The 20872-nt window shown below is 51.7% G+C and carries 20 protein-coding genes and 4 tRNA genes; 8 read left to right on the top strand and 16 right to left on the bottom strand.

Annotation, left to right across the window (positions count from 1 at the left end; translation table 11 throughout):
* Positions 1 to 14 precede the first annotated feature (14 nt).
* On the bottom strand, positions 15 to 1277 hold the full coding sequence (locus L1F29_RS10725; RefSeq protein ID WP_258388301.1) for an MFS transporter: 1263 nt from the start codon (positions 1275 to 1277) through the stop codon (positions 15 to 17).
* A gap of 141 nt (positions 1278 to 1418) precedes the next feature.
* On the opposite strand from L1F29_RS10725, the gene L1F29_RS10720 reads away from it, so the two are divergent.
* Together L1F29_RS10720 and L1F29_RS10715 are read left to right on the top strand one after the other, a co-directional pair.
* Complete coding sequence (locus L1F29_RS10720) at positions 1419 to 2888, top strand: aminotransferase class I/II-fold pyridoxal phosphate-dependent enzyme (RefSeq protein WP_258388300.1); 1470 nt, start codon at positions 1419 to 1421, stop codon at positions 2886 to 2888.
* Between the two features lie 138 nt (positions 2889 to 3026).
* Complete coding sequence (locus L1F29_RS10715; RefSeq protein WP_258388299.1) at positions 3027 to 3446, top strand: DUF1885 family protein; 420 nt, start codon at positions 3027 to 3029, stop codon at positions 3444 to 3446.
* Between the two features lie 71 nt (positions 3447 to 3517).
* On the opposite strand, the gene L1F29_RS10710 is transcribed toward L1F29_RS10715, so the two are convergent.
* Complete coding sequence (locus tag L1F29_RS10710; RefSeq protein WP_258388298.1) at positions 3518 to 3829, bottom strand: DUF1292 domain-containing protein; 312 nt, start codon at positions 3827 to 3829, stop codon at positions 3518 to 3520.
* Positions 3830 to 3945: 116 nt separating this feature from the next.
* Complete coding sequence (locus tag L1F29_RS10705; RefSeq protein WP_258388297.1) at positions 3946 to 4512, bottom strand: stalk domain-containing protein; 567 nt, start codon at positions 4510 to 4512, stop codon at positions 3946 to 3948.
* 517 nt (positions 4513 to 5029) lie between these two features.
* Here L1F29_RS10705 and L1F29_RS34645 point away from each other — a divergent pair.
* Positions 5030 to 5149, top strand: coding sequence for a hypothetical protein (locus L1F29_RS34645; protein WP_507765387.1), 120 nt, complete (start codon positions 5030 to 5032; stop codon positions 5147 to 5149).
* Between the two features lie 83 nt (positions 5150 to 5232).
* Here L1F29_RS34645 and L1F29_RS10695 read toward each other — a convergent pair whose 3' ends face one another.
* On the bottom strand, positions 5233 to 5487 hold the full coding sequence (locus L1F29_RS10695) for a DUF3892 domain-containing protein (RefSeq protein ID WP_258388295.1): 255 nt from the start codon (positions 5485 to 5487) through the stop codon (positions 5233 to 5235).
* Positions 5488 to 5634: 147 nt separating this feature from the next.
* On the opposite strand from L1F29_RS10695, the gene L1F29_RS34640 reads away from it, so the two are divergent.
* Positions 5635 to 5709 (top strand): hypothetical protein, encoded by a 75-nt coding sequence (locus L1F29_RS34640; RefSeq protein ID WP_507765386.1) that lies wholly within the window; start codon positions 5635 to 5637, stop codon positions 5707 to 5709.
* Positions 5710 to 5752: 43 nt separating this feature from the next.
* Here L1F29_RS34640 and L1F29_RS10690 read toward each other — a convergent pair whose 3' ends face one another.
* Both L1F29_RS10690 and L1F29_RS10685 read right to left on the bottom strand, forming a co-directional pair.
* Complete coding sequence (locus tag L1F29_RS10690) at positions 5753 to 5989, bottom strand: hypothetical protein (RefSeq protein WP_258388294.1); 237 nt, start codon at positions 5987 to 5989, stop codon at positions 5753 to 5755.
* A gap of 92 nt (positions 5990 to 6081) precedes the next feature.
* Positions 6082 to 6246: a hypothetical protein gene (locus L1F29_RS10685; protein ID WP_258388293.1), complete on the bottom strand. Its 165-nt coding sequence runs from the start codon at positions 6244 to 6246 to the stop codon at positions 6082 to 6084.
* Positions 6247 to 6417: 171 nt separating this feature from the next.
* Between L1F29_RS10685 and L1F29_RS10680 the strand changes: the two genes are divergently transcribed.
* The 3 genes from L1F29_RS10680 (at position 6418) to L1F29_RS10670 (ending at position 8486) form a co-directional block, all read left to right on the top strand.
* Positions 6418 to 6493 (top strand) — tRNA-Val (locus tag L1F29_RS10680).
* A 425-nt stretch (positions 6494 to 6918) separates the two neighbouring features.
* Positions 6919 to 7017 (top strand): sporulation protein YjcZ, encoded by a 99-nt coding sequence (gene yjcZ / locus L1F29_RS10675; protein ID WP_258388292.1) that lies wholly within the window; start codon positions 6919 to 6921, stop codon positions 7015 to 7017.
* 464 nt (positions 7018 to 7481) lie between these two features.
* The gene (locus L1F29_RS10670; RefSeq protein ID WP_258388291.1) at positions 7482 to 8486 is read left to right on the top strand and encodes an S-layer homology domain-containing protein; all 1005 of its coding nucleotides are present in this window, start codon (positions 7482 to 7484) and stop codon (positions 8484 to 8486) included.
* Between the two features lie 132 nt (positions 8487 to 8618).
* Here the strand turns inward: L1F29_RS10670 and L1F29_RS10665 are convergent, their stop codons facing one another.
* On the bottom strand, positions 8619 to 9329 hold the full coding sequence (locus L1F29_RS10665) for a uracil-DNA glycosylase (protein WP_258388290.1): 711 nt from the start codon (positions 9327 to 9329) through the stop codon (positions 8619 to 8621).
* 241 nt (positions 9330 to 9570) lie between these two features.
* On the opposite strand from L1F29_RS10665, the gene L1F29_RS10660 reads away from it, so the two are divergent.
* The gene (locus L1F29_RS10660) at positions 9571 to 10440 is read left to right on the top strand and encodes a YitT family protein (protein ID WP_258388289.1); all 870 of its coding nucleotides are present in this window, start codon (positions 9571 to 9573) and stop codon (positions 10438 to 10440) included.
* A 487-nt stretch (positions 10441 to 10927) separates the two neighbouring features.
* On the opposite strand, the gene L1F29_RS10655 is transcribed toward L1F29_RS10660, so the two are convergent.
* From L1F29_RS10655 to L1F29_RS10615, 9 genes are all read right to left on the bottom strand, one after another.
* Positions 10928 to 11013, bottom strand: a tRNA-Leu gene (locus tag L1F29_RS10655).
* A 22-nt stretch (positions 11014 to 11035) separates the two neighbouring features.
* A tRNA-Ile gene (locus L1F29_RS10650) sits at positions 11036 to 11112 on the bottom strand.
* A 26-nt stretch (positions 11113 to 11138) separates the two neighbouring features.
* Positions 11139 to 11215 (bottom strand) — tRNA-Met (locus L1F29_RS10645).
* A gap of 377 nt (positions 11216 to 11592) precedes the next feature.
* The gene (locus tag L1F29_RS10640) at positions 11593 to 13128 is read right to left on the bottom strand and encodes an ABC transporter substrate-binding protein (protein ID WP_258388288.1); all 1536 of its coding nucleotides are present in this window, start codon (positions 13126 to 13128) and stop codon (positions 11593 to 11595) included.
* Between the two features lie 7 nt (positions 13129 to 13135).
* Positions 13136 to 14011, bottom strand: coding sequence for an ABC transporter ATP-binding protein (locus L1F29_RS10635; protein WP_258388287.1), 876 nt, complete (start codon positions 14009 to 14011; stop codon positions 13136 to 13138).
* 6 nt (positions 14012 to 14017) lie between these two features.
* Positions 14018 to 16933: an ABC transporter permease gene (locus tag L1F29_RS10630; protein WP_258388286.1), complete on the bottom strand. Its 2916-nt coding sequence runs from the start codon at positions 16931 to 16933 to the stop codon at positions 14018 to 14020.
* A 3-nt stretch (positions 16934 to 16936) separates the two neighbouring features.
* Positions 16937 to 18016, bottom strand: coding sequence for an efflux RND transporter periplasmic adaptor subunit (locus L1F29_RS10625; RefSeq protein WP_258388285.1), 1080 nt, complete (start codon positions 18014 to 18016; stop codon positions 16937 to 16939).
* A complete protein-coding gene (locus L1F29_RS10620) occupies positions 17982 to 18791 on the bottom strand; it encodes an ABC transporter ATP-binding protein (protein ID WP_258388284.1) in 810 nt (269 codons plus the stop codon). Before L1F29_RS10620 ends, L1F29_RS10625 begins: the two co-directional genes overlap by 35 nt.
* 307 nt (positions 18792 to 19098) lie before the next feature.
* A complete protein-coding gene (locus tag L1F29_RS10615; RefSeq protein ID WP_258388283.1) occupies positions 19099 to 20841 on the bottom strand; it encodes a methyl-accepting chemotaxis protein in 1743 nt (580 codons plus the stop codon).
* Between the last annotated feature and the right edge of the window lie 31 nt (positions 20842 to 20872).

Genomic DNA, 20872 nt, shown 5'->3' with positions numbered 1-20872 from the left:
GTTCCCTCCACCTATCATCGTACCACAACTGCCGGACGTCTAGTTATGAACAAATGAAGAACAAACAGCAGCAGCAGGACGGAACCGCTCACGAGAAACGGGGCGTGCGGCCCGAACATATCGTACAGCTTGCCGGACATGATGCTTCCGAACACCATGCCCAGCCCTTCAATCGTCAGGAAGAATCCCCAGACCGCACCGCGTTCCGATTTCGGAATGGCTTCGGCGATAAGCGCGTTCCAAGCCGGTATGATGAGCGCATAGCCTAAGCCGATGATTCCGACAATAACGAGGACATACGGCAGCGACCGGGTGTAGCCAAGCACCGGCAGCGCCACGGCGGATAAGAGGAAGCCGACATGCAGGAACCACTTCGTTCCGAAACGGTCGACCCACTTTCCGACGGGGATGAGCCCCAGAACCGTAATCGCCCCGCCGGCAACCAAATACATGCTGTATTGCTGCGGTGTCAGATGAAGCACCGTCCGGGCATACAAGGTCAGTACAGGCGTTAACAGGCCTAAAGCGAAATTTTGTGTAAACATGGCCGGATACAGCAGCCGGCTGGCATGCATGGAACGACGGACTTTCGCGAAATAACCGGAAATTCGAACGCTAAGCGAAGGTTTCGAACGTTTTCTTTTCGCCGCCGCTCCGGTTTCCTGACGCCCTTCGATTTCCATCGAGCGTTGTCTTCCTGGCAGAAAGAACGCTACCATCACGACAACGATCATCATGCCGATCAGGATGCGGAAGGCCGATGCATACGTATTATCTACAATAAAGAAATTAATGATGATCGGTCCGGAACCGACCCCGATCAGCCAAGCCATATAGACGACGCTCATAATGGTGCCGCTCGCTTCATTCCCGGCGACAGCCGTCGCCCCCGTAATGACGCAAGGCCAGAGCGGCGATGTTCCGACTCCTAATAGTACACATGCGAGAATGACCCATCCGAAGGCCGAAGTCAGCGATATGATCGCGACGGAAGCAAACGTAAATAAGACGCCGAACAGCATCACGTACCGGTATCCAATCCGGTCGATGATCCAACCGAGCGGGCTGCGGAAGGCATTATCGCCGATATATTGCAGAGCTAACGCCCATCCAACCGCATAAGCGGACAGGCCTAGTACCGTTCCCATGTATACGGGAAGGATGGATATGAGAAGAGCTCCTTTTACAAATTCAACGAAGAACATGATGGTCAGCAATTGGACGACAAAAGGCGATGTCAGCACTTTTTTGCCGGCCCAGCCGTTAGCGAGTTTCATAGGTGCGCTCCTTTCCCTTTAACAACAAGACTTCCACTCTTCTCTAGTTTCTACAAAAATGCCGCTTGCAATCCCCCCTGTTTTTGCTATACTCATCCTTGTTTGTTAACGAATCTTGACGAAAGGTGGGGAAGAATAACGATGGATCATTCTCGTACCCCATTGTTCAGCGCTCTACGCGAGCATGCATCTCACAATCCGGTTCAATTTCATATTCCCGGACATAAGAAAGGTCTGGGCAGCGATCCTGAATTCAGATCGTTTATCGGCGATAATGCGTTGTCGATCGACTTGATCAATATTGCCCCATTGGATGATCTACACCAGCCTACAGGCGTTATCGAGGAGTCACAAAAATTGGCAGCCGACGCTTTCGGAGCCGATTATACCTTTTTTTCGGTACAAGGAACAAGCGGAGCCATTATGACCATGATTCTATCGGTTTGCGCTCCCGGCGACAAAATCATCGTCCCCCGGAACGTGCACAAATCGATTATGTCGGCGATTATTTTCGCAGGCGCGCGGCCCGTATTCATCTCGCCTGCACGCGACTCGAATCTTGGCATCGATCACGGCATTACAACCCGCTCGGTCAAGCGGGCGCTGGACCGGCATCCCGACGCGAAGGCCGTTCTCGTCATTAACCCGACTTATTTCGGCATCTGTGCGAATCTCAAAGAAATCGTCGATCTGGTTCACAGCTATGACATTCCCGTGCTTGTCGATGAAGCGCATGGCGTTCTCATCCATTTTCACGAGAAGCTTCCGATGTCGGCCATGCAGGCAGGGGCGGATATGGCTGCAACCAGCGTACACAAGCTAGGCGGTTCCATGACGCAGAGCTCCGTGCTCAACGTCCGCAAGGGACGCGTTAACCCGCATCGCATCCAGACCATCATCAGCATGCTCACAACCACTTCGACTTCGTACATTTTGCTCGCTTCCCTGGATACCTCCCGGCGGAATCTGGCACTGAACGGTCACGATATCGCAGAGCAGACGATCGCTCTTGCACAGCTTGCCCGCAATGAGATAAACACGATACCGGGCTTGTCCTGCGTAGGGGAAGAAATACTGGGCGACGAAGCGACTTATGATATCGATCCGACCAAATTGACCATTCACGTGCGCCATCTGGGCATTACCGGATATGAAACCGAGAATTGGCTGCGCGACAACTACAATATCGAAGTCGAATTGAGCGACATGTACAATATTCTTTGTCTGGTTACGCCGGGGGACACTCGCGATTCGATCGATAAGCTGCTGGCCGGACTGCGCGACCTTGCCCAGACGCACCACAAGGTGAACGAAGCGAAGGAGCTGGTTGTCAAGATCCCGGAAATTCCCCAGCTCTCGCTCACACCTCGCGACGCATTCTATGCCGAGACGGAAATTGTCCCGTTCAAAGAATCCGCAGGCCGCATTATCGCCGAGTTTATATATGTTTACCCGCCTGGCATCCCGATTCTACTTCCAGGCGAGGTCATTTCTCAGCAAAATATCGATTACATCATCGATCATGTTGAAATCGGACTGCCGGTCAAAGGGCCTGAGGACCGCAGCATCCAATTCGTCAAAGTGATCGTAGAGGAAACGGCAATTTCATAATCTGCCACACGCGAGAAGGCCGGGGAGCGATCCCCGGCCTTCTTCTACTTGCGCCCCCGCTGACCGTTGTCAACGGTGACAGGCAGTTATTGTCAATCTTAGCCAGGGATGCTATGATGTTGAAGGGGGTGGACTACATTGGGTCAAAGCGCTTACATCACTTTTACGGACGGCTCTCTCGTCGAACGACTTGATCTCGACCAGGTGAAAACACAACTGAATCGTTACTGTGAACAAACATCGCTGACAGGCAGGCAGCTTGGATGGGATTACACAGAGGCCGCCTTTCCGTATACGGTCGAGACGAAACCCGGAGAGGAAGACCGCTGGTTCTATTTGAAGGGAACAAGCCCACTGTACAACTACATCCTGTTCGGAGTCGGAACAAAGCAAGACGGCGACCGCGAACGGGCCTATGTTCAGGTCGTTCTGCCTGATTCGGCCACCCATGGCGACAAGGCGAAAGGCAACGAGCTGTGCAAATATATGGCCAAGCAGCTGCAGGCCGAGTTGAAGATGTTCAACGGCCGGACGATCTATTACAACCCGCGCAAATAACAACGACAAACAAGCTCCGGTACCTGGGACAGGTTCCGGAGCTTGTATTTGCTTCCAAGACGCTTGCTATTCTAAGCTTCGTTCTCGCTTTGGGCGATTTCTTCATAAATACGCGTAACGCGATCCCATTCCGCATCGTCCTCGATGCCGACAAGGAATGCTTCCTCGTTCTCTTCCTCAATCCGGAAAATAACGCCGTCAGCTTCCGGATCGTTACGATCCAGCAGGACTGCATAGGCTTTCTCTTCCGATTCGAAGGTGTAAACCATGACCATCTCACGCTCTACGCCTTCTTCGTCCGTCACTAGAAATACATGCTCTTCATGCTCATGATCATGGTCATGCCCACAACCGCAATTGTCTCCGTGTTGGTGTTCACTCATGGGATACCCTCATTTCAGTTCATCTATGGACTTTCCTTCGTATCGTAACATGAGATCCATGGCCGGTCAAACAAAACACCCCCGCCAATCAGCACGGCGAGGGAATTTAAACCGACCTATTGCGCGGTTATTATTTTTTCGGATACCAGGTTCCACTCGTCGGTTGCGTTCACTTTCATGAAGAAACGAACCGCATACTTGCCAGACGAGTCAAAATTATATTTAATGTCGTCCGTTCGATACCAGAAGTTGTCCTTGTTATTCAACGATACGTTCTGCGATTGTATGACTTTCTCGCTGCCGGAAGGATCAAAGATCGAAACCTTGACCGCCGCAACGTCGGTCTTCAGATTGTCAATCTGCGCAAACACCTTGAAGGTGTAGCGGTTCCCCTTGTTCACATTGCCGAAAATCGTGTTGTCTTGGAACAAAAACATATGAACGTTCGGTTTGTAAACCGTGACCTTCTTCGAAGTTTCGTCCCAAACGACCAGTGACTGCAGCGAGTTGGCCAATTGCCGTACCGCCAAATAGGTTTTCCCGTCGGATAACAGCCCTGCGTCACTAAGATCTTCTCCATTAACGATAACTCGTACTTTCTGTGCCGCCGAATCGGCGAACATCATCGTACCGCCCCATAATGACATGACCAGCAGCAAGATGAGAAGCCTTCTGAATTTCATGCTCGCAAACCCTCCACCCGATTGTCTGGATGTAAGGTTATACTCCCTCAGTTGTTCAAAGTTGCGTAAGCGGCCAAACTTTTTTGTGCAGAAATTTGTCGTATCGTGTTGATCGCATCATTTGCCCGGGATATGACGCGAAGTATCTTCACATCCCGAGCCTGTGGCCATCCGAAGGCGTCCAAGACCGTTTACACGAATGTGCGCGTCAAAATGCAGGGTACCCCTTTGCCTACCGCACCAGGTTTCCGCATTCCCTCCAAATAGCGGATTCCTCTCGCACAGGGCGTTTTGCATACTGCACAGGTATTGGATAGAACGAGTTTCATTACAGCTTGTTTACGGTCCGACGGGGATTTCTTCTTCTTGACTGCCTTGGCCTTGCTCATGGCTGCCCTCACTCCTGCCTCATCGCATCATTCGGTACAGATTATCCTATGATGAAGCAGGCGTTCGTGTATCCGCATTTGCCCATAGTAAATCCGACATATTTTGATGGCCGGTCTCTTTATATTCGCTGCCGGAGCTAGTTCAAGAACGAATTTGGCTTATCCAATATGACGATACGATGCCCAAGTATGGGGGTCGAACCGGATGCATACGATTCGTGGAGCAGCATAAAGTGTATTCGTTCTAAATTCAATAAGCAGCACAAGAAGGCACAGCCGTAACGGCTGTGCCTTCTTGTGCTGCTTCTATAACGGCTCCCTTGAGCCCGGATTAGAACGTTGGCAGCTGATCCAAATTGTTCGAAGGATCGCCATCCGCATCGCCGCGGATGTATGTGCCCCCATCTCTTCCTTTGAAGGCATTCACGCCCGCTATACGGCCCGCTTCCACTTCTTGCAGCGCCTCGGCATACTGCAGGACGCGTCCCGTGGAAGTTTGAAAGGCCGTCAAGTCTCCGTCGCCATTCTTCTGGACGGCCACGATCGATTCCCGGTTATCTGCTCCGCTTTGCTCCAATGTGTTCATAGCTTAAGCCTCCTTGTCCTTTACAAGGGTTAGAATGCCCGCTATGCCCTTCTATTATTCGAACTGTTCAGGTATGATAGACAAGTACAGGGAGTCGAAAGGAGCTGAAGCGAAGACGTGACGTCGGTTTACGTAATTTCAATTATAATGGTCATCGTACTGACTGCTTTATTTCTGTGGGTCACTAAGAAAGCTTACTCGCGCAAGTGGGAAGACGAATAATGGGATACGTCCGGGTTTCGGCTTGAAACGCCGGACGGCTTATTCAGGTATCGGTTAGTGGAGCCGCATATGGATCCGTTGCCGTATCCGGCAATTTAGGCTTTAGCGGCACTGATTCTGAAGGTTCATATACGCTGCCCATTACCGATTCGCTTTCTCCCTCCGAATATACCTCCATCATGACCGTATTCGTTTGAACGGCCTCCATTGATCTTCCCGGCAAGCCCGCGCATCCCGAACAAAGAAGCAAACTGCCAATAAGAACTGCTAATTTTTTCACGATTCAACCATCCCCAGCCTTCATGTTCTGACGATGGGTATAGTATGTGCTTAGGATCATCAGGATAAACACATGGAAGCGTCATCTTCCTATCATTTGGGTCTTGCTTCCTTGGGCAGCTTGCGTCTCCATACGAACCGCTCATCGTACGTGAATGAATCCTTCACGACCATGTTATACGCTAACATCGAGAAGATCCCGACGATACCGAATAAACCAACGAGCCATACAGCCAAATCAGCTGCTTCGTTCACCATGACCCCTCCCCCTCATCCGACTGCGTCTATCAACAAGATATGATTCGCGCGAATCAAATAGTCTCGAACAGCCTCTCCGGAGAAGGATTCATTTTTCGCTATAATTTTTTTTGATAAAAGTGTTGACTTTCCAATTCATACTTGATATATTATTACTTGTCACTGCGACATGATCTGTTAGCTCAGCTGGGAGAGCACCATCTTGACAGGGTGGGGGTCAGTGGTTCGAGCCCACTACAGATCACCATACTTCTAAAGCTGAAACCCTTGATAATCAAGGGTTTTTTTGTTGTTTATTTATAAACGTTCGTCCTAGATGCCGCGGGCGGTGCCCAAAAAGAAAAGAAGCAAGGACGTATACGCTCCTGCTTCTTAGCCCGACGTTTATTGGCGCACGCCGGAAGCGCCCAGGTTCCGTATCTTACCCACTCCGGTCGTGGTTATGGAGGTTACCGAGGTTCCCTTAAGGTCTCTATGCTGACCCCAGAAACGGCTTACTCTATCAATATGAAGAAGAAGCTGCCATTGTATGTATGCTTGTCTAATAGATTTGATTAAAATCCCCTATTTTCAAATGAAACTCAATTAATTTCGAATACGTACACCCAATCGCTCAACAACCGCCGAGCATAACTTATCATGTACCCTGCAGGCAAGGAGGTGCATTGAAAAATGTCCGGATGTGTTGGTGGTGCTTTTACAAACACGGGAACGATCCTGGTCCTTTTTATCTTGTTGGTGATCGTCGCTTGCAGCTGCATGCGTTTCTAGAGGACTAAGCGCCTTCAAGATGTTCCTCCTACGCTGGACTGTACATCTCCATCACGACGAGAAGGCCCGGCTGCACGCGGGTCTTTTTTCATACAATGAAACTGAATTATATACGATACGGGTAAACGCCCACTCCTGGAATTGGGCAGCCGCATAAGACGGGTTCGAACCTAATTCAAGGAGTGGTGAATGTTGAACCCATACAATACCGGTCAGGTCAGCCCTGCTCAAGTAAATCCAGGTCAAGTACAGACGGCAAGCTTGTGTGCGGATTGCCGAGATTGTTTGGACAATGCCGTTATAGTACCATTGCAAGGACTGCCTCCCGGCAGTCCCTTTATTTTGCGTCATAAACGACAGTCCGCGGATGAAGCTTCTCCCTGTCATCCATCCTGCAACAAAATGGACCGCCGGTCCGTCTGAAGGATACATACGCATGACAATCTATTCCAGAGGTGATCGGAATGAGGAAGAGATGGTTTCTCTCCGCAGTAATTATGCTTCTTGTTCTTGCAGTCGGACAGAATGCTTGGGCGTTCCCGGATACGAAGAACGATCCGAATGAAGCGAAAATTAACGAGCTGCAGAAGCAGGGCGTCATAGCCGGCGAGAAGGACGGATCGTTCAAGCCGCAAGACAAGCTGACCTACGCTGCAGGCGTAACGATGCTCGTTAAAGGACTCGGTCTGAATATCGACCATATTAAATTTGTTAAGAAGCCGGAAGCGAGCGATTCTTTCACCAAGGTCAAAGACGGCGCCTGGTATTCCGACGCCTTCATCGTCGCAAGCCTGAACAATCTGGATATCGACAGAGACGTCGATCCTGCTGCGTTCATGACCAGGGAGCAATTTGCCCATCATCTGTTTCAAGGCATGATGGAGAAAGGCGATTATGCGTTTATCGAAATTTTCATGGAGCTTAAGGATGAAGCTGACGTAACGCCGGCTTATATGGACAGCATTCAGAAGCTGCTCATTGCGAAGATTGCCGAACTTGATAAGAACGGCAAGTTTTATCCGAAGACAGCCATCAAGCGCGGAGAAGCAGCCTCATGGCTCCATGACGCTATCGTCTTCGTGAAGGAGAATGCGCTGAAGCCGGACCAGGGAACCAAGCCGGAGCCTTTTCCCTATACGGATTTGAAGCTTGCGACAAAAGCCGTTAACGAGCAAATTCAAGAGGTAACGGTAACGGCCATGGCACCTCACCCTGGCTACGGGCTGCGCATCGCCTCCATCACATTCGTTGGCGATCAGGCATACATCCAGGTTGAAGCCGTTCATCCGGATAAAGACCGCATGTACCCGCAAGTCATCACGGAGGTGAAAGCAACGACTTATGTCGCTTCCGCCTTCAAACCGGTACTCCAAGATGCTGGTACCTCTTCCTCATCGAACGGTTCCGGCACCAACGGCAGCTCAGCAGCTTCGCCCGCTGTAATCGAAACTTCCGCTCAAGCTCGATAAACCAATCAGCAAAGAACCCTTAGAAGCTGTAGAGCCACTTCTAAGGGTTCTTTGCTTTTCAATCCACCAAATGGCCTTCCTATCCTTCTTCTCCTGTCACAGACCGCCTCAACGCCGCGAGGGAGCAATAAATTATTGTGAGCTATCCGCAGCTGCTTCAAGAGAAGCCAGCGCCGGTATGCACCAATCGATCTCCGGACTGCCGATCCGACGCAGGAAGGCGTTCGTCCGCGAGAACGGGCGGCTGCCGAAGAAGCCGCGATGCGCGGCGAAGGGACTCGGGTGCGGGGATGTGATGATGCAGTGACGGTCCAAATCGATCGAAGAAGCTTTCTCCTGCGCATGCTTGCCCCATAAAATGAATACAATGGGCCGCTCGCGCTCGTTTAACGCGGCAATAACGGCATCCGTGAACCTTTCCCAGCCGTTCCCTTGATGCGATGCCGCTAAGCCAGCCTCTACCGTCAGCACATTATTCAACAGCAGAACCCCCTGCTTGGCCCATGGCAGCAGATACCCATGGTCGGGAACCGGACATCCCAGGTCTTCCTTCAGCTCTTTAAAAATATTTTGCAGCGACGGCGGCGACTTCACGCCCGGCTGGACCGAGAAGCTGAACCCGTGAGCCTGACCCGATCCGTGATAAGGATCCTGACCCAGAATGACGACACGCGTATCCTCATAGGACGTATAATGAAGCGCGTTAAAAATATCATGCATGCTCGGATAAATGGTTTTATGCCGGTATTGTTCAGCTAAGAAAGCACGCAATTGTTTATAATAAGGCTGCTCCATCTCCTCATTTAAGATAGTCGCCCAATCGTTCTTAAAAATAGCACGCATATGAACCCTCCTGCTGTACTGACGGGCATTGCCCCAGCACAAAAAACGCCTTTCCTTCATCGAAGGAAAAGAGCTGTAGGCCTGCCCGTCTTATGTATAAAAATATCATATCGCAACGGGGTTTCGATGTCACGTGATTAATCATCCTTCAAAAAAGCAGTCACTTTCGACCGTCGTAAACTTGTCACATCTGCCTGGAAAGGGTAAAGTGTATAGTATTAAACCGATAGGAGTTCTGTACATGGCAAAGAAAAAGCACAAAAAGCTCACACCCTGGGATTATCTTGTACGATTCTTTTTCATTACGCTCGGGGCTGTAATGATGGCCGTCGCTCTGGAAGTCTTCCTTGTACCAAACGAAGTTATCGATGGAGGCATAACGGGGATATCCATCGTAGTCTCGACCCTGACCGGAATGCCGCTAGGTTTATTCATCTTCATCCTCAACTTACCCTTCCTGCTCATTGGGTATAAGCAGATCGGCAAGACATTCGCAATCTCCACTCTGTACGGTATCGGCGTCATGTCATCCATGACTGCATTCCTCCACCATGTTGAACCTTTTACGAATGAAAAAATATTAGCCGTCTTATTCGGCGGTCTTATACTCGGTTTGGGAATAGGCTTGGTATTACGTTATGGCGGTTCGTTAGACGGATCCGAAATCGTAGCGATACTCATCTCCAAGAAAATAAGAGTTCCCGTAGGACAAATCATCCTGATCTTCAATGTGTTCATCTTCGCAGCGGCAGGCTTCGTATTCGGATGGGATTCGGCCATGTATTCCATCTTTACGTTCTATATTGCCTCCAAAGTGATGGACATCGTCGTTGAGGGCTTGAATGAATCGAAATCGGTCACCATTATATCCAGCGAATATGCGGAGATCTCCGAGACCATTTTGGAGCGGTTGGGACGGAATACCACGTTTCTCTATGCGAAAGGCGGATACAGCAAAGAGGACACGCAGGTTATCTATTGTGTCGTAACCCGTCTGGAGCTTGCCAAGCTGAAAGCGATCGTACAGGAAATTGATTCGAATGCGTTCATTGCAATCGAGCATGTGTCCGACGTGCTCGGCGGAAACTTCGAGAAATCTTCCATTCATTAACCATGCATAGCGTATAAAGAGGACGCTCTTCATGCGTCCTCCTTCCTTTATATGCGGACAAAAATAAACGTTCTTCAACTTCCTCATCATATGATTCCTATACACTGGACCTGTCCCGATTATACTAAAGCTAATGCAGCGTCTAAGCCCCTGAAAGCCCTCCTCGCGCTGTTCAGCAAATCCCCCTAGATATTGTCGATAATGATTCCAAACCGCATTTTCTCCTCCTGGAGGGCCTTAGAATTAATCTCCAATTCATTTCAAAGCCGCTACTGTCGGCAGCTCGACAGCTTCATGACCGGGATTATGTTTGTATCATGCATACAAAAAAACACCTTTCCACTAATTCGCTTCTCAACGAATATTGCGTGGCTATAAGGTGTTGTTTCAGTTCCATTTGCGTCACATAACGCGTAGGATCGTTTGATTTGCAAATGCGTTTTATAACGTTGATACAACGGGCTAAAACGCCAGTAATTTCGAGGTATGCCGAGGACGGGGGTCGAACCCGTACGGTGGTCACCCACCGCAGGATTTTAAGTCCTGTGCGTCTGCCTGTTCCGCCACCCCGGCATGATGATGACGTTTGTGATAATGGTGGGCCCTGAGGGACTCGAACCCCCGACCAATCGGTTATGAGCCGACCGCTCTAACCAACTGAGCTAAGGGCCCTAAAGAATGCAATCGATAGGCTGGTTTGGTTGCGGGGGCAGGATTTGAACCTGCGGCCTTCGGGTTATGAGCCCGACGAGCTACCGGGCTGCTCCACCCCGCGAAAGTACCATCTCATCAACACGTCATTGAATGGCGACAAAAGTAAATATACTACAGGTTGGAATCGAAAGTCAACCAAAATTTTAAATGTTATGGTAAAAATCTCACACCGTATCGTCCTTTGCGAGATTGAAAGACTTCGATCTCCCGGGGGCATTCATAACCGTACACCCACCAATCATTTTCCATTCGCTGTATGAGGCAGCCTGCTTGAAATTTCGTTTCATACAGCCTCACCCAATATACCCAACGCATGACGAATCCCTCCATCGCCGTTTTGCTTAGATTACCCCAATATAGACAAATGCAAGCATCCTCTTGGCAGAAAAAAAGCTCTGCGGCTTCATGCATATTCATGCACGGCCGCAGAGCTAATTATTATCCGGCGTATACTTCGGTGGCTACGCCGCCTTCAGCCGGATTCAATCCGCCATTCGGGTTTTCTTTAATTTTCTTAAGGATCGCATTGCCCTTCGTTTCCCATTCCTTAAGCGCATCCTCGGTGCTCTTCTTGCCGTCGATGACCTCTTGGAATATTTGTTGGCCGACATAACGCGCTTCTTCAATGCCCGGCTTCTCACGGTACAGCTTCTCTTGATCCGTGCTGGACGGCGGGATTGGCTTCAGCTTGTAGAACGCCTCCATGTTGTAGTCCTGGCCATCCTTAGGCTGAAGCAGCGATTTGCGCGATACCATCTCATACAAGCTGCGGGATTTCAGCTTCGCCCACTCCTTGCCGTTGTTAAACGCGATGAAATCCCATGCATCCTCGCTGTTCGCCGCTTTCGCATTGATGCCCATCAGCCCGCTCAAATATACATTGCCGCCGATGCCTGGATTATCGGCGTGCTGCGGCATCGTAACAACGTCCCAATCTACGGAAGGAACCTTGTTGTTCTTCGCGTTCTGCTGCTTCGCACGCGTCAGCTCCGTCACATAGTCGTAGCCGCCGACCGTCATGGCCACTCTGCCGTTAATAAACAAATCGCCTTGGTACGGATTATACATACGCTTACCGTTAGTACCCTCATCCATTCCGCTATTGATATCTTGGTTGGTCGGAACGATTTTATCTTTATAAATAGAAGCCATTGTCGTAAACACTTTCGCCCATTGCGGCGAATTGACCGTCATTTTCTCGCCCTTGTCGTCGTAAACCTTCAGCTGAAGCGCCGGCAGATAGCTGTTCTGCATATCCCAGAATGGATCCCCGCCCCAGCGACCGAACGAAAAGCCGAATATGCGCTTATTGCCTTCGCCCTTGGAGACCAGCTTCGCTTTGGCCAATACGTCATCCCACATCATGCCGTCTGTAGGCGGTTCAATGCCAGCATCGGCAAAAATCTTCTTATTATAATACAGAGCGGATGCGTTGAAAGTTGGCGACAGCGCATAAATGGAATTGTCGCCCGCTTCCTTGATGCCGTCGATCACCGAAGGAACCAAGTCTTCAATGTCGAACTCATGCTCTTGAATCAGCGGGTCGAGCTGCTTCAGCATGTTGTCCTGTACGAGACGCTTGAGATAGCTCGAGTTGGAATCCAGAACAACGACGTCAACCGGATTATTGCCGTTTAGCATCTCAGTCAGCTTCTCGTAAGGATCGGGCTGCTTGACCGGCTTGCCGTCCTCAGGCTGCTCCTGGAAACGCATGTCGTCATAGTTCACAGCGCCGACGATTTGAATGTCCAGCTCGGGATGAAGCAGCTCATAGCCGTCGGTATACAGCTGACGGAGATACTGCTCGTTATCCGGGCTGGAATAGATGAACCCGATGCGAAGCACGCGTTTCTCCGTGCCGCTGCCGCCGTCCCCCTTGCTGCAGGCAGCCAGCACAGATCCCATTAAGGTTAGCGACAAGCATAACATCGCGCCTTTTCGCAAGATGGAACCGAAAGATGATTTTTTCTTCATACGGTTGTTACCCCTCCAATGATTTTGGTTGCGTAATGATAATTCGCTCACCGTCGAATTCCATTGACGCTTTATCTGTAATTTGTAAAGCACTCAGATAAACTTTCGGTATTTGCAGACGGCCGACGCGGTCGACGACCACATATTCTTCATGCGCGCTGTTGATGCCGCTCTGCAGCCCGCCGCCCTCCGCATCCAGGTTCGGATTGCGCTTAATGAATTCCGTACTGGTCAGACCGTCCCGGATGGCCACGACGCGGTCCACTTTGCCCGCCAGCGACAAATCATGCGTGACGATGACGATCGTAATGCCGATCTCTCTGTTCAGCCTCCGGAAGATGTCCATGATCATATCCGATGTCCGCGTATCGACGGATCCCGTCGGTTCGTCGGCAAGAAGCAACTTCGGCCGGTTGGAGAGCGAGATTGCAATGGCGACCCGCTGTTGTTCGCCGCCGGACAGCTGATGCAGCTTGTTATGCATCCGCTCCTTCAATCCAACCCATTCGAGCAGCTGCTTGGCATAAGCCCGGTCCAGCTTGGAGGACAGCATCATCGGCATCTCGACATTCTCCAGAGCCGTCAAATAAGGGAGAAGGTTGCGCGCATTGTTCTGCCATATAAAGCCGACTGTATCGCGCTTGTATTCCACGAGCTGCTCATCCGTAATTTTGAGCAGATCCCACGGGCCGACACGAACGGTACCGGCGGAGGGGCGATCGAGCCCCCCTAGAATGTTAAGCAGCGTTGATTTGCCGCTGCCGCTGTTCCCGATGATCGCCATCATCTCGCCGTCCTGCACGGACAGGTTCAGTCCTTGCAGAGCGACGACTTCGAGATCGTCCGATTTGTAAATCTTCACTAAACCTTCGCATTCTATCATAGCCGCTTACCGCTCCTCTCCCATCTTCACTGCTTGATGGACACGAAGCCTGCGGATATGGATCAACAGCAGCGACGCTCCCATCAGCATCATGCATCCTACGACGATATACAGCTGCATCGTATCCTTGGAGTCGAAGACGACTCTGAACGGAGGAACGGAGTTCGCCACATTATCGGTCGTTTGCAGGAATGGCAGGAACAGCAGACTTGTAATCTTGCCAATGACAATACCCAGAACGATAGAGAGACCGGCAGTGAAAATCTGTTCCAGCAGCAGCATGCCTGTCAGCTGCTTACGGGATAGCCCCATCGCCCGCAGAACGCCGAACTGTACGGTCCTGCCCGACAGGTTGAAGAACCAGTAGAGCACGTACCCGACAAGCGAAACAATGATCGAGACGAAGAAGCCTAGACTTAGAATACCGAACACGCCGCCGCGGGTCGGATGCTTCGACTGCGTCAGCAGCTCCTGGCGAACGTCCTCGACGGATGCAAGCTCGATGCCCTGCTTCTGCAGCTCGGTAATGATCGGTCCTGTCTTCGCGTCCGGCTTCATCTTCAGCCATACGTCATACTGCAAGAGCGGAACCTGATCGTAGATGTAATCCAGATTCGCGATGATAAACGGCGATTTGTCCGGATATTGGCTCGGCCAATACGGCACGATGCCGACAACCACAAAGTCGATCATCCCTTCGGTCAACCCGACGGAAACCACATCGCCCAGTTTGAGCTGATAGCGTTCGGCAATCTTTGACGGGATAATCGCCGCCTGCTCGTATAGCCCCAAATTGTTCAAGTAATTAAAAGGATGTACCGGGAACAGATCGGAGCGGAACCAGGCTACCTTCGAGAAGTCGACATTATCGATCCCTACCAGCGTCCCTTGGCCAGCCGACCGTCCGGATACGACGACATTGCCCTTGGCTTGAAGCACTCTCGCCGCAGCTTCTACGCCTTCTAATTGACGGAATATCTCGAACGGCGGCTCCGATAAGATGACCCGGGTCGGCGTCCTGCCTCCGCCTTGGCCGCCACCGCCGCCTTGGCCTCCGCCATTTCCGCCCTGACCGCCTTGACCGCCGCCTTGGCCTCCGCCTTGGCCTCCGCCTTGACCGCCGCCGTTTCCGCCTTGATTGCCCGTTTCGACCGTCTCGGGTTGGCCTTCCCATACGGTCTTGACCACAACGTCGGTTCCGTATTTATACAGCGTCCGCTCCGTTGAGTTCAAGTCGATCGTCCGGGCAGCCGAAGCATTGTACACGCCGAGCCCGAGCGTCAGAATAAGCAAAATCATGAGCGGGTAATACCCTTTGGATGAGCGCGACAGCTGCGTCAAGGTCAAATATACCGGTACCGGCAGCAATCTCTTGCCAAGCCAGTTGCACAGCTTCAATATCCACGGAAACACCCGCAGGAAGAATAGCCCTAATGAAAAGATCGCGATAGCCGGAACGAAGAACAGGAACGGCTGAACGTTCAGCTGGTCGGTCGTCATTCCGCTCTTGAAAGAAATCATCTGGCGTTCATTGAACAAATACCAGCCGTATCCGGCTACGCCGAGCAGCAGCACATCGAAGAACCATCGCTGCCAGACCGGCTTCCGGTCTGATCGGGCAAGCTGCTGCTTATAATTGACGATCGATGCGCGCGCATAGAGGATCGCGGGTATAACCGTCGCCAATACGGCGAGTAATACGGCACCTACGCCCGCAATGATCGCTTCGGTCGAGAAGCCGACCGGGATCGATTTGCGGTTGACGAAGGTGAGGAACCCGTTGGCGGATCCGATGCTCTTGGCCATAAACCAGCCGATTAACGGGCCGATCACAAGCGCCACCGCTCCGAGCAGCAAGCCTTCAAGCAGATAGATCCATATAACTTGCCTTGTGCCTGCGCCACGGCTCCGGAGCACCGCAATATCGCTTCGCTGCTTGTCGAGCGACTGGCGCGCATTCATCGCAATGAAGTAGAACACCATCGCAAGCATAGGAGCAGCCAGTGTGAAGAGCAGCATTTGCAGCTGCAAACTTTGCTTCCGGAATTCATTGAGCAGCTTCTGGAACGAAATCTCGACCTTCGTGTCCTTGAGCTTCTGATACAGCTCGACGTTCAGCCGGTCCAGCGTCCGCCCGAGCGGCGCAAGCTGGCTGGTTTTGATCTCCTTCAAATCAAAGGCATAATACCAATTGGCCGTATGCACAGGGATCTTGCGATCCGTTACAATTTCTTTCTGGAATGCTTTCTCGCTGATGACAAGCGTATTCATGATGCCTTCCATACCTTTGTACCAATAAGGGTCGGTATCGCTGGTCGGCTTATAGGCACCTACGATTTTTACCCGCAGCGTCATGTTCAGGCCGCCATAGATCGGATACAGAAGAACATCCCCGACATGAAGATCGCTTCGGTACATGGCTTCTTCCATCATGACGGCTTCGAACGTTTCGTCCGATCCGACTTCATCCTTGAACCAGCGGCCCTGCGCGATCTCGGATTTCTTGTCTAATCCCGATAACGTAATCAGCGACATCTGCCGAACCCGGCTCGGATCCACCTTCGTCGGATCCTCCGGCGCGATCTCCGTGCTGCGGATCATCATGCTCTGCACGAAGGTCGAGAACGGAAACCCGATCTCGCTTGGCACATCTTCCTTGATATAGCGTGCGACCTCGGTCAATGCTACCGGATCCGTCTTGCCGCCCGTAGCCTGATACCCCATCAGCAGGGAGCCGGCGGGCAATCCGGTGCTTTCTTCCTTCAATGTTTCCGCGACAACCCGCTTCAGCGCGCCGTCAGCATACATTGGGATGCTCGTCGCAAACGCCACTGCAATGATGAGTCCGGCCAGCGAACTAAGCGTCAGCCAGCGGGTGTTCCACATTTTGCGGAACAAAAAACGAAATAACGGCATCCCCATCGATTATCGACCTACGACTTTCTGTCCCGGCGTCAAGCCCTTCAGGATTTCAATCTCCGTCGACGTTTGTTCTCCGACCTCCACATCCACCTCGCGCTTGCCTTCGCTGTCGATAACCTGCACATAAGTCCGGGATCCGATTGTGCGAAGCGTAGATGGCGGAATAACGATTACATTCTCCTTGCGCTTCGTAATAATGTTGATCGAGAGCGGTGTACCGCGAATAAGACCTGCAGGCTTCTTATCCAGCTCGACGATCAGGAAGTCTTCCGGCCGCTCCGGCTTCTGGGCGCCGTTGCCGCCACCCGGCATGCCGCCGTTTCCGTTATTCTCGTCTTCCTGCACGATCGGCAGCTGCTTCACCTTGCCCTTCACTTCGCCCACATTCGTGATGTCGACGACGACCGGCATGCCGACCGCTACCCCCTTCAGTTCGTCAAGCGTCATCTTAGCCGCAGCCGTCATGCTGCCGCTGTCCGCTATAACGCAAATCGGATCGTACGCTTTGATCAAGTCGCCCTTGAGCACGTTCAGCGAGACGACCGTACCCGTGAACGGAGCCTTCAGCGTCGCCTTGGCAATCTCGGCTTCCTTGTCGACCAGATCCTGACGCTTCTGCTCAAAATCAATGACGGCCATCTCGAACTCGACCGGATCCATCTCGTCGCGCTTGCGGAGCTTTTCTTTCATTTGAACTTCCAATGTCTTGAACTGCAGCTTATCCGTTCGGAGCTGTTTCTCCAGATCCTCCACATCCAGCTGTCCAATGACCTGACCGGCCGTTACCTTCTGGCCGACCTTGACGTTCAACGTCTTGAGACGTTTGCCGTCCAGCGTGTAATATAACGTCTCCTCCTGCATTGAGATGACCTTGCCGATCGATTGAACCTTCGTTTCCAGCGTCGTGGTCGTAACTTCATATTCCGGCTTCTTCGATATGGCAGGCGGCGTAATCGCCGGCAGCACTTCCTCCTCCTCCTCCTTCGGCAGCAGCGAGCAGCCGCTGGTAAATACCAGCGATGCGCCCAGCACAACTGCGGCCATCCGTTTATATGAACCTTCCGTCAACCATTTCGTAAACATGATCGGCAACCTCCAAAATCGTAGGATCGTGCGTTGTCATACAAATTGTAACTTGTTCGGTTTGAATGATATTTTGGAATACCGACATAATCTGTGCGGCCATCTGTGAATCCAGCTCGGCAGTCGGTTCGTCCGCGAGCAGCAGACGCGGCTTATGCGCAATGGACTTGGCGATCGCAACGCGCTGCTGTTCGCCGCCGGACAGCTCGAAAGGCCGGTGGCTCATCCGCTTCGAGAGACCGACTAGATCCAGGCAATGCGTAACGCGTTCCTTCCATTGACTGCCCGGCACGCCGGCCATCCGGAGCGAAAGCTCCACGTTCTCATAGGCGGATAACAGCGGCATCAAGGCGAACGCCTGGAAGATAAAGCCCATTTGCTTGCGCCTCACAAGCGTCCGCTCATTGTCGCTCATCGTATGGAACGGCAAATCCTGAAAAAAAATATGCCCCTTCGTCGGCTGATCCAGACCGCCGATCATATTGAGCAGCGTCGTCTTGCCGGAGCCTGAGCGCCCGCGCAGCATGACGAGCTGTCGCTGCCTCAGCTCCATATTGATTCCCTTCAATACATGCAGCGGCTGCCCGCCGACCTGGAATGTTCGTTCAACAGCCTCGACGGTCAGCAGCGGTCCGCTTGCCGGGATCGATAGATCGACAGAAGGCTGATTCGACACTACTGCTGCCGGTTCGACAGCAGCGGCAGTCTCCATATCGGCGTCCGACTGATCATCAACGACGGCCGTTTGTGTTGCATTACGTTTCCACCATGCCATGACCGGTTATCTTGACCCCCTGCTCCATTAAAATTTTTTCATATTTCCATATATCGTATAGACGGTACACGGCATGAAAAAGTTACACATTATTTGGATTGAAATTATAAATATTTCATAAAGACGGCAAATGTAGAAAAAACATATTTCGTCATTCTCCGCGCTGAATTTGTTTCTTCCCTGAACAAGATTCAGAGAAGTGTTGGTTCAAAGCATTTTAATTATCATCCTGCAAAAAAACTCCTGATTCGAGCATACGGCAAAGCCGTAATTTCAGCAGTCAGGAGCTTATCGGCATATATTCGGTCTAGCTTACTTTAAAAGTGGCTACTGATTTGTCAAGCTCAAGGACAATCGAACGCAAATGCTCCGAAGCGCTGGCGATGTCCTCCATCAGGGCAAGCTGCTGCTCCGTCGCCGCAGCAACGCTTTGGGTGCTGGCCATGTTCTCCTGCGCCATATGAGCCGACTGCTCCATCGCCGCGCTAATCTCTTCCGAGCCGGCCGACATTTGCTGGGCAATGGCTGAATTATCGTGAATTTGAGCCGCAATTTGCTGAATCGAGCCTCGGATCAGCGTAAAGCTTGCGCTGGCATCGGTCATTAATTGGCTTCCTTGATTCACTTCATTCAGCGTCGTCTCCATCACCTGAGCGGCATGCTGCATCTCGTCCTGCGTCGCACTGGCCAGCTCATTGATCGCATCGGCAGACTTCAGCGATTGTGACGCCAGATTGCGGATTTCAGTCGCCACGACCGTAAAACCGCGTCCGTGCTCCCCGGCCCGGGCAGCTTCAATGGAAGCATTAAACGATAAGATGTTCGTCTGATTCGAGAAAGTTGTAATGTTCTCCGCAATCATGCCGATCTCCTTCGACCGTGCATGAAGCGTCGCTATGACACCCGATAATTGACCGATGACCGCCTTGATGTTGTTCATCTGACTGGCTAATTCGTCCAGCTGGCTCTGGCCCTGCCCGGCGCTGGCCGAGGTCGAGCTCGAATATTCGAAAATGGAAGCGGTATTAGCTGCCATCCGGCTTATGCCGGCAGCCATTTCTTCCACCGAACGCGACGTTTCTTCAGCAGCGCGGGCCTGGACTTCCATGCCGTTATTCACGATCTGAATATCGTCCGCAACGTAGGCCGCCGCTTCCGCCGATTGCTGCGATGCTTCTTGCATCTGAACAGAGGCGGCGCCGACCTTGTTCGAATTGTGGGAGATCGAGGATACGAGCTGTCTCAGGCCGGCGATCATCGTTTCGATGGATTGGGCAATCCGTCCAAGCTCGTCGCGGCTGTGCCGTACGGCAGGACGCTCCTTCAGGTCGCCTTCCGCTGCCGCAGCCGCTAATGCAACGACATAACGGACCATTCTCGAGATGCCGCGAACAGTGATGGCGGAAATCAGACAAGCCGCGACGGCAAAGGCGACGATGCCGATGACGCTCATCCGTTTCATCTTATCCGCTTCTTGTATGATTTCGGCAGTTCGGGAAGCGGCGTACTCCTCCATGATCTCACCGATAACATTCAAATCCTCGCGGGCCTTATCGAATTGCGCGGTCAATGCAGACTGATTCTTGCCAATCCGGCCGTTATCCATCTCCAGCCGGGCCTGATCGGCCCATTTCGGGAATTCGCCGCGGAATCCTTCAACGATCGTCCGAATCGAATCGCCGCCGTCCTGCTTCGTTAATTCGGCTAATCCCTCCTTCTCAATATGACCGTAAGCTTCCTCGACACGGCTGATCGCCTGCTCGGCATTCGTCTCCATCTCTGCTTTCATGAGCTTGACGGCTTCATCATCCAGCTGTCCGGATTCAACGAATTGAAAGGCCGAGAGCGATTGATACAGATCCCGGTCCCCGTTCAGAACGAGCGTACTTACTTTATTTGTCGTTTCGAATAGCGTCTTCGATAATCGTTCCACATCGGTTTCATACCGGCTTATCCAGAAGAACGAGCTAAATACATAGAGAGCAACTGGAAATGAAATGAGAAGCAGCAGTTTTGTGCGCAAAGACAATGTCATTCTGGATGTAAACATGCGATCACCTTTTCTTGAGTCGTATAGGATA

The sequence above is a fragment of the Paenibacillus spongiae genome, from assembly GCF_024734895.1.
Lineage (GTDB): Bacteria > Bacillota > Bacilli > Paenibacillales > Paenibacillaceae > Paenibacillus_Z > Paenibacillus_Z spongiae.
The sequence above is the reverse complement of the archived record's forward strand: the minus strand, read 5'-3'. Positions and strand labels throughout refer to the sequence as shown.

Bases quoted from the DNA above. Each gene is read 5' to 3' on its own strand.
- L1F29_RS10630 (WP_258388286.1), bottom strand. From the start codon at position 16,933: ATGGGGATGCCGTTATTTCGTTTTTTGTTCCGCAAAATGTGGAACACC.
- L1F29_RS10695 (WP_258388295.1), bottom strand. From the start codon at position 5,487: ATGAACACATTGGAGCAAAGCGGAGCAGATAACCGGGAATCGATCGTG.
- L1F29_RS10640 (WP_258388288.1), bottom strand. From the start codon at position 13,128: ATGAAGAAAAAATCATCTTTCGGTTCCATCTTGCGAAAAGGCGCGATG.
- L1F29_RS10685 (WP_258388293.1), bottom strand. From the start codon at position 6,246: ATGGTGAACGAAGCAGCTGATTTGGCTGTATGGCTCGTTGGTTTATTC.
- L1F29_RS10615 (WP_258388283.1), bottom strand. From the start codon at position 20,841: ATGTTTACATCCAGAATGACATTGTCTTTGCGCACAAAACTGCTGCTT.
- L1F29_RS10710 (WP_258388298.1), bottom strand. From the start codon at position 3,829: ATGAGTGAACACCAACACGGAGACAATTGCGGTTGTGGGCATGACCAT.
- L1F29_RS10670 (WP_258388291.1), top strand. From the start codon at position 7,482: ATGAGGAAGAGATGGTTTCTCTCCGCAGTAATTATGCTTCTTGTTCTT.
- L1F29_RS10725 (WP_258388301.1), bottom strand. From the start codon at position 1,277: ATGAAACTCGCTAACGGCTGGGCCGGCAAAAAAGTGCTGACATCGCCT.
- L1F29_RS10720 (WP_258388300.1), top strand. From the start codon at position 1,419: ATGGATCATTCTCGTACCCCATTGTTCAGCGCTCTACGCGAGCATGCA.
- L1F29_RS10660 (WP_258388289.1), top strand. From the start codon at position 9,571: ATGGCAAAGAAAAAGCACAAAAAGCTCACACCCTGGGATTATCTTGTA.
- L1F29_RS10625 (WP_258388285.1), bottom strand. From the start codon at position 18,016: ATGTTTACGAAATGGTTGACGGAAGGTTCATATAAACGGATGGCCGCA.
- yjcZ (WP_258388292.1), top strand. From the start codon at position 6,919: ATGTCCGGATGTGTTGGTGGTGCTTTTACAAACACGGGAACGATCCTG.
- L1F29_RS10705 (WP_258388297.1), bottom strand. From the start codon at position 4,512: ATGAAATTCAGAAGGCTTCTCATCTTGCTGCTGGTCATGTCATTATGG.
- L1F29_RS10620 (WP_258388284.1), bottom strand. From the start codon at position 18,791: ATGGCATGGTGGAAACGTAATGCAACACAAACGGCCGTCGTTGATGAT.
- L1F29_RS10665 (WP_258388290.1), bottom strand. From the start codon at position 9,329: ATGCGTGCTATTTTTAAGAACGATTGGGCGACTATCTTAAATGAGGAG.
- L1F29_RS10635 (WP_258388287.1), bottom strand. From the start codon at position 14,011: ATGATAGAATGCGAAGGTTTAGTGAAGATTTACAAATCGGACGATCTC.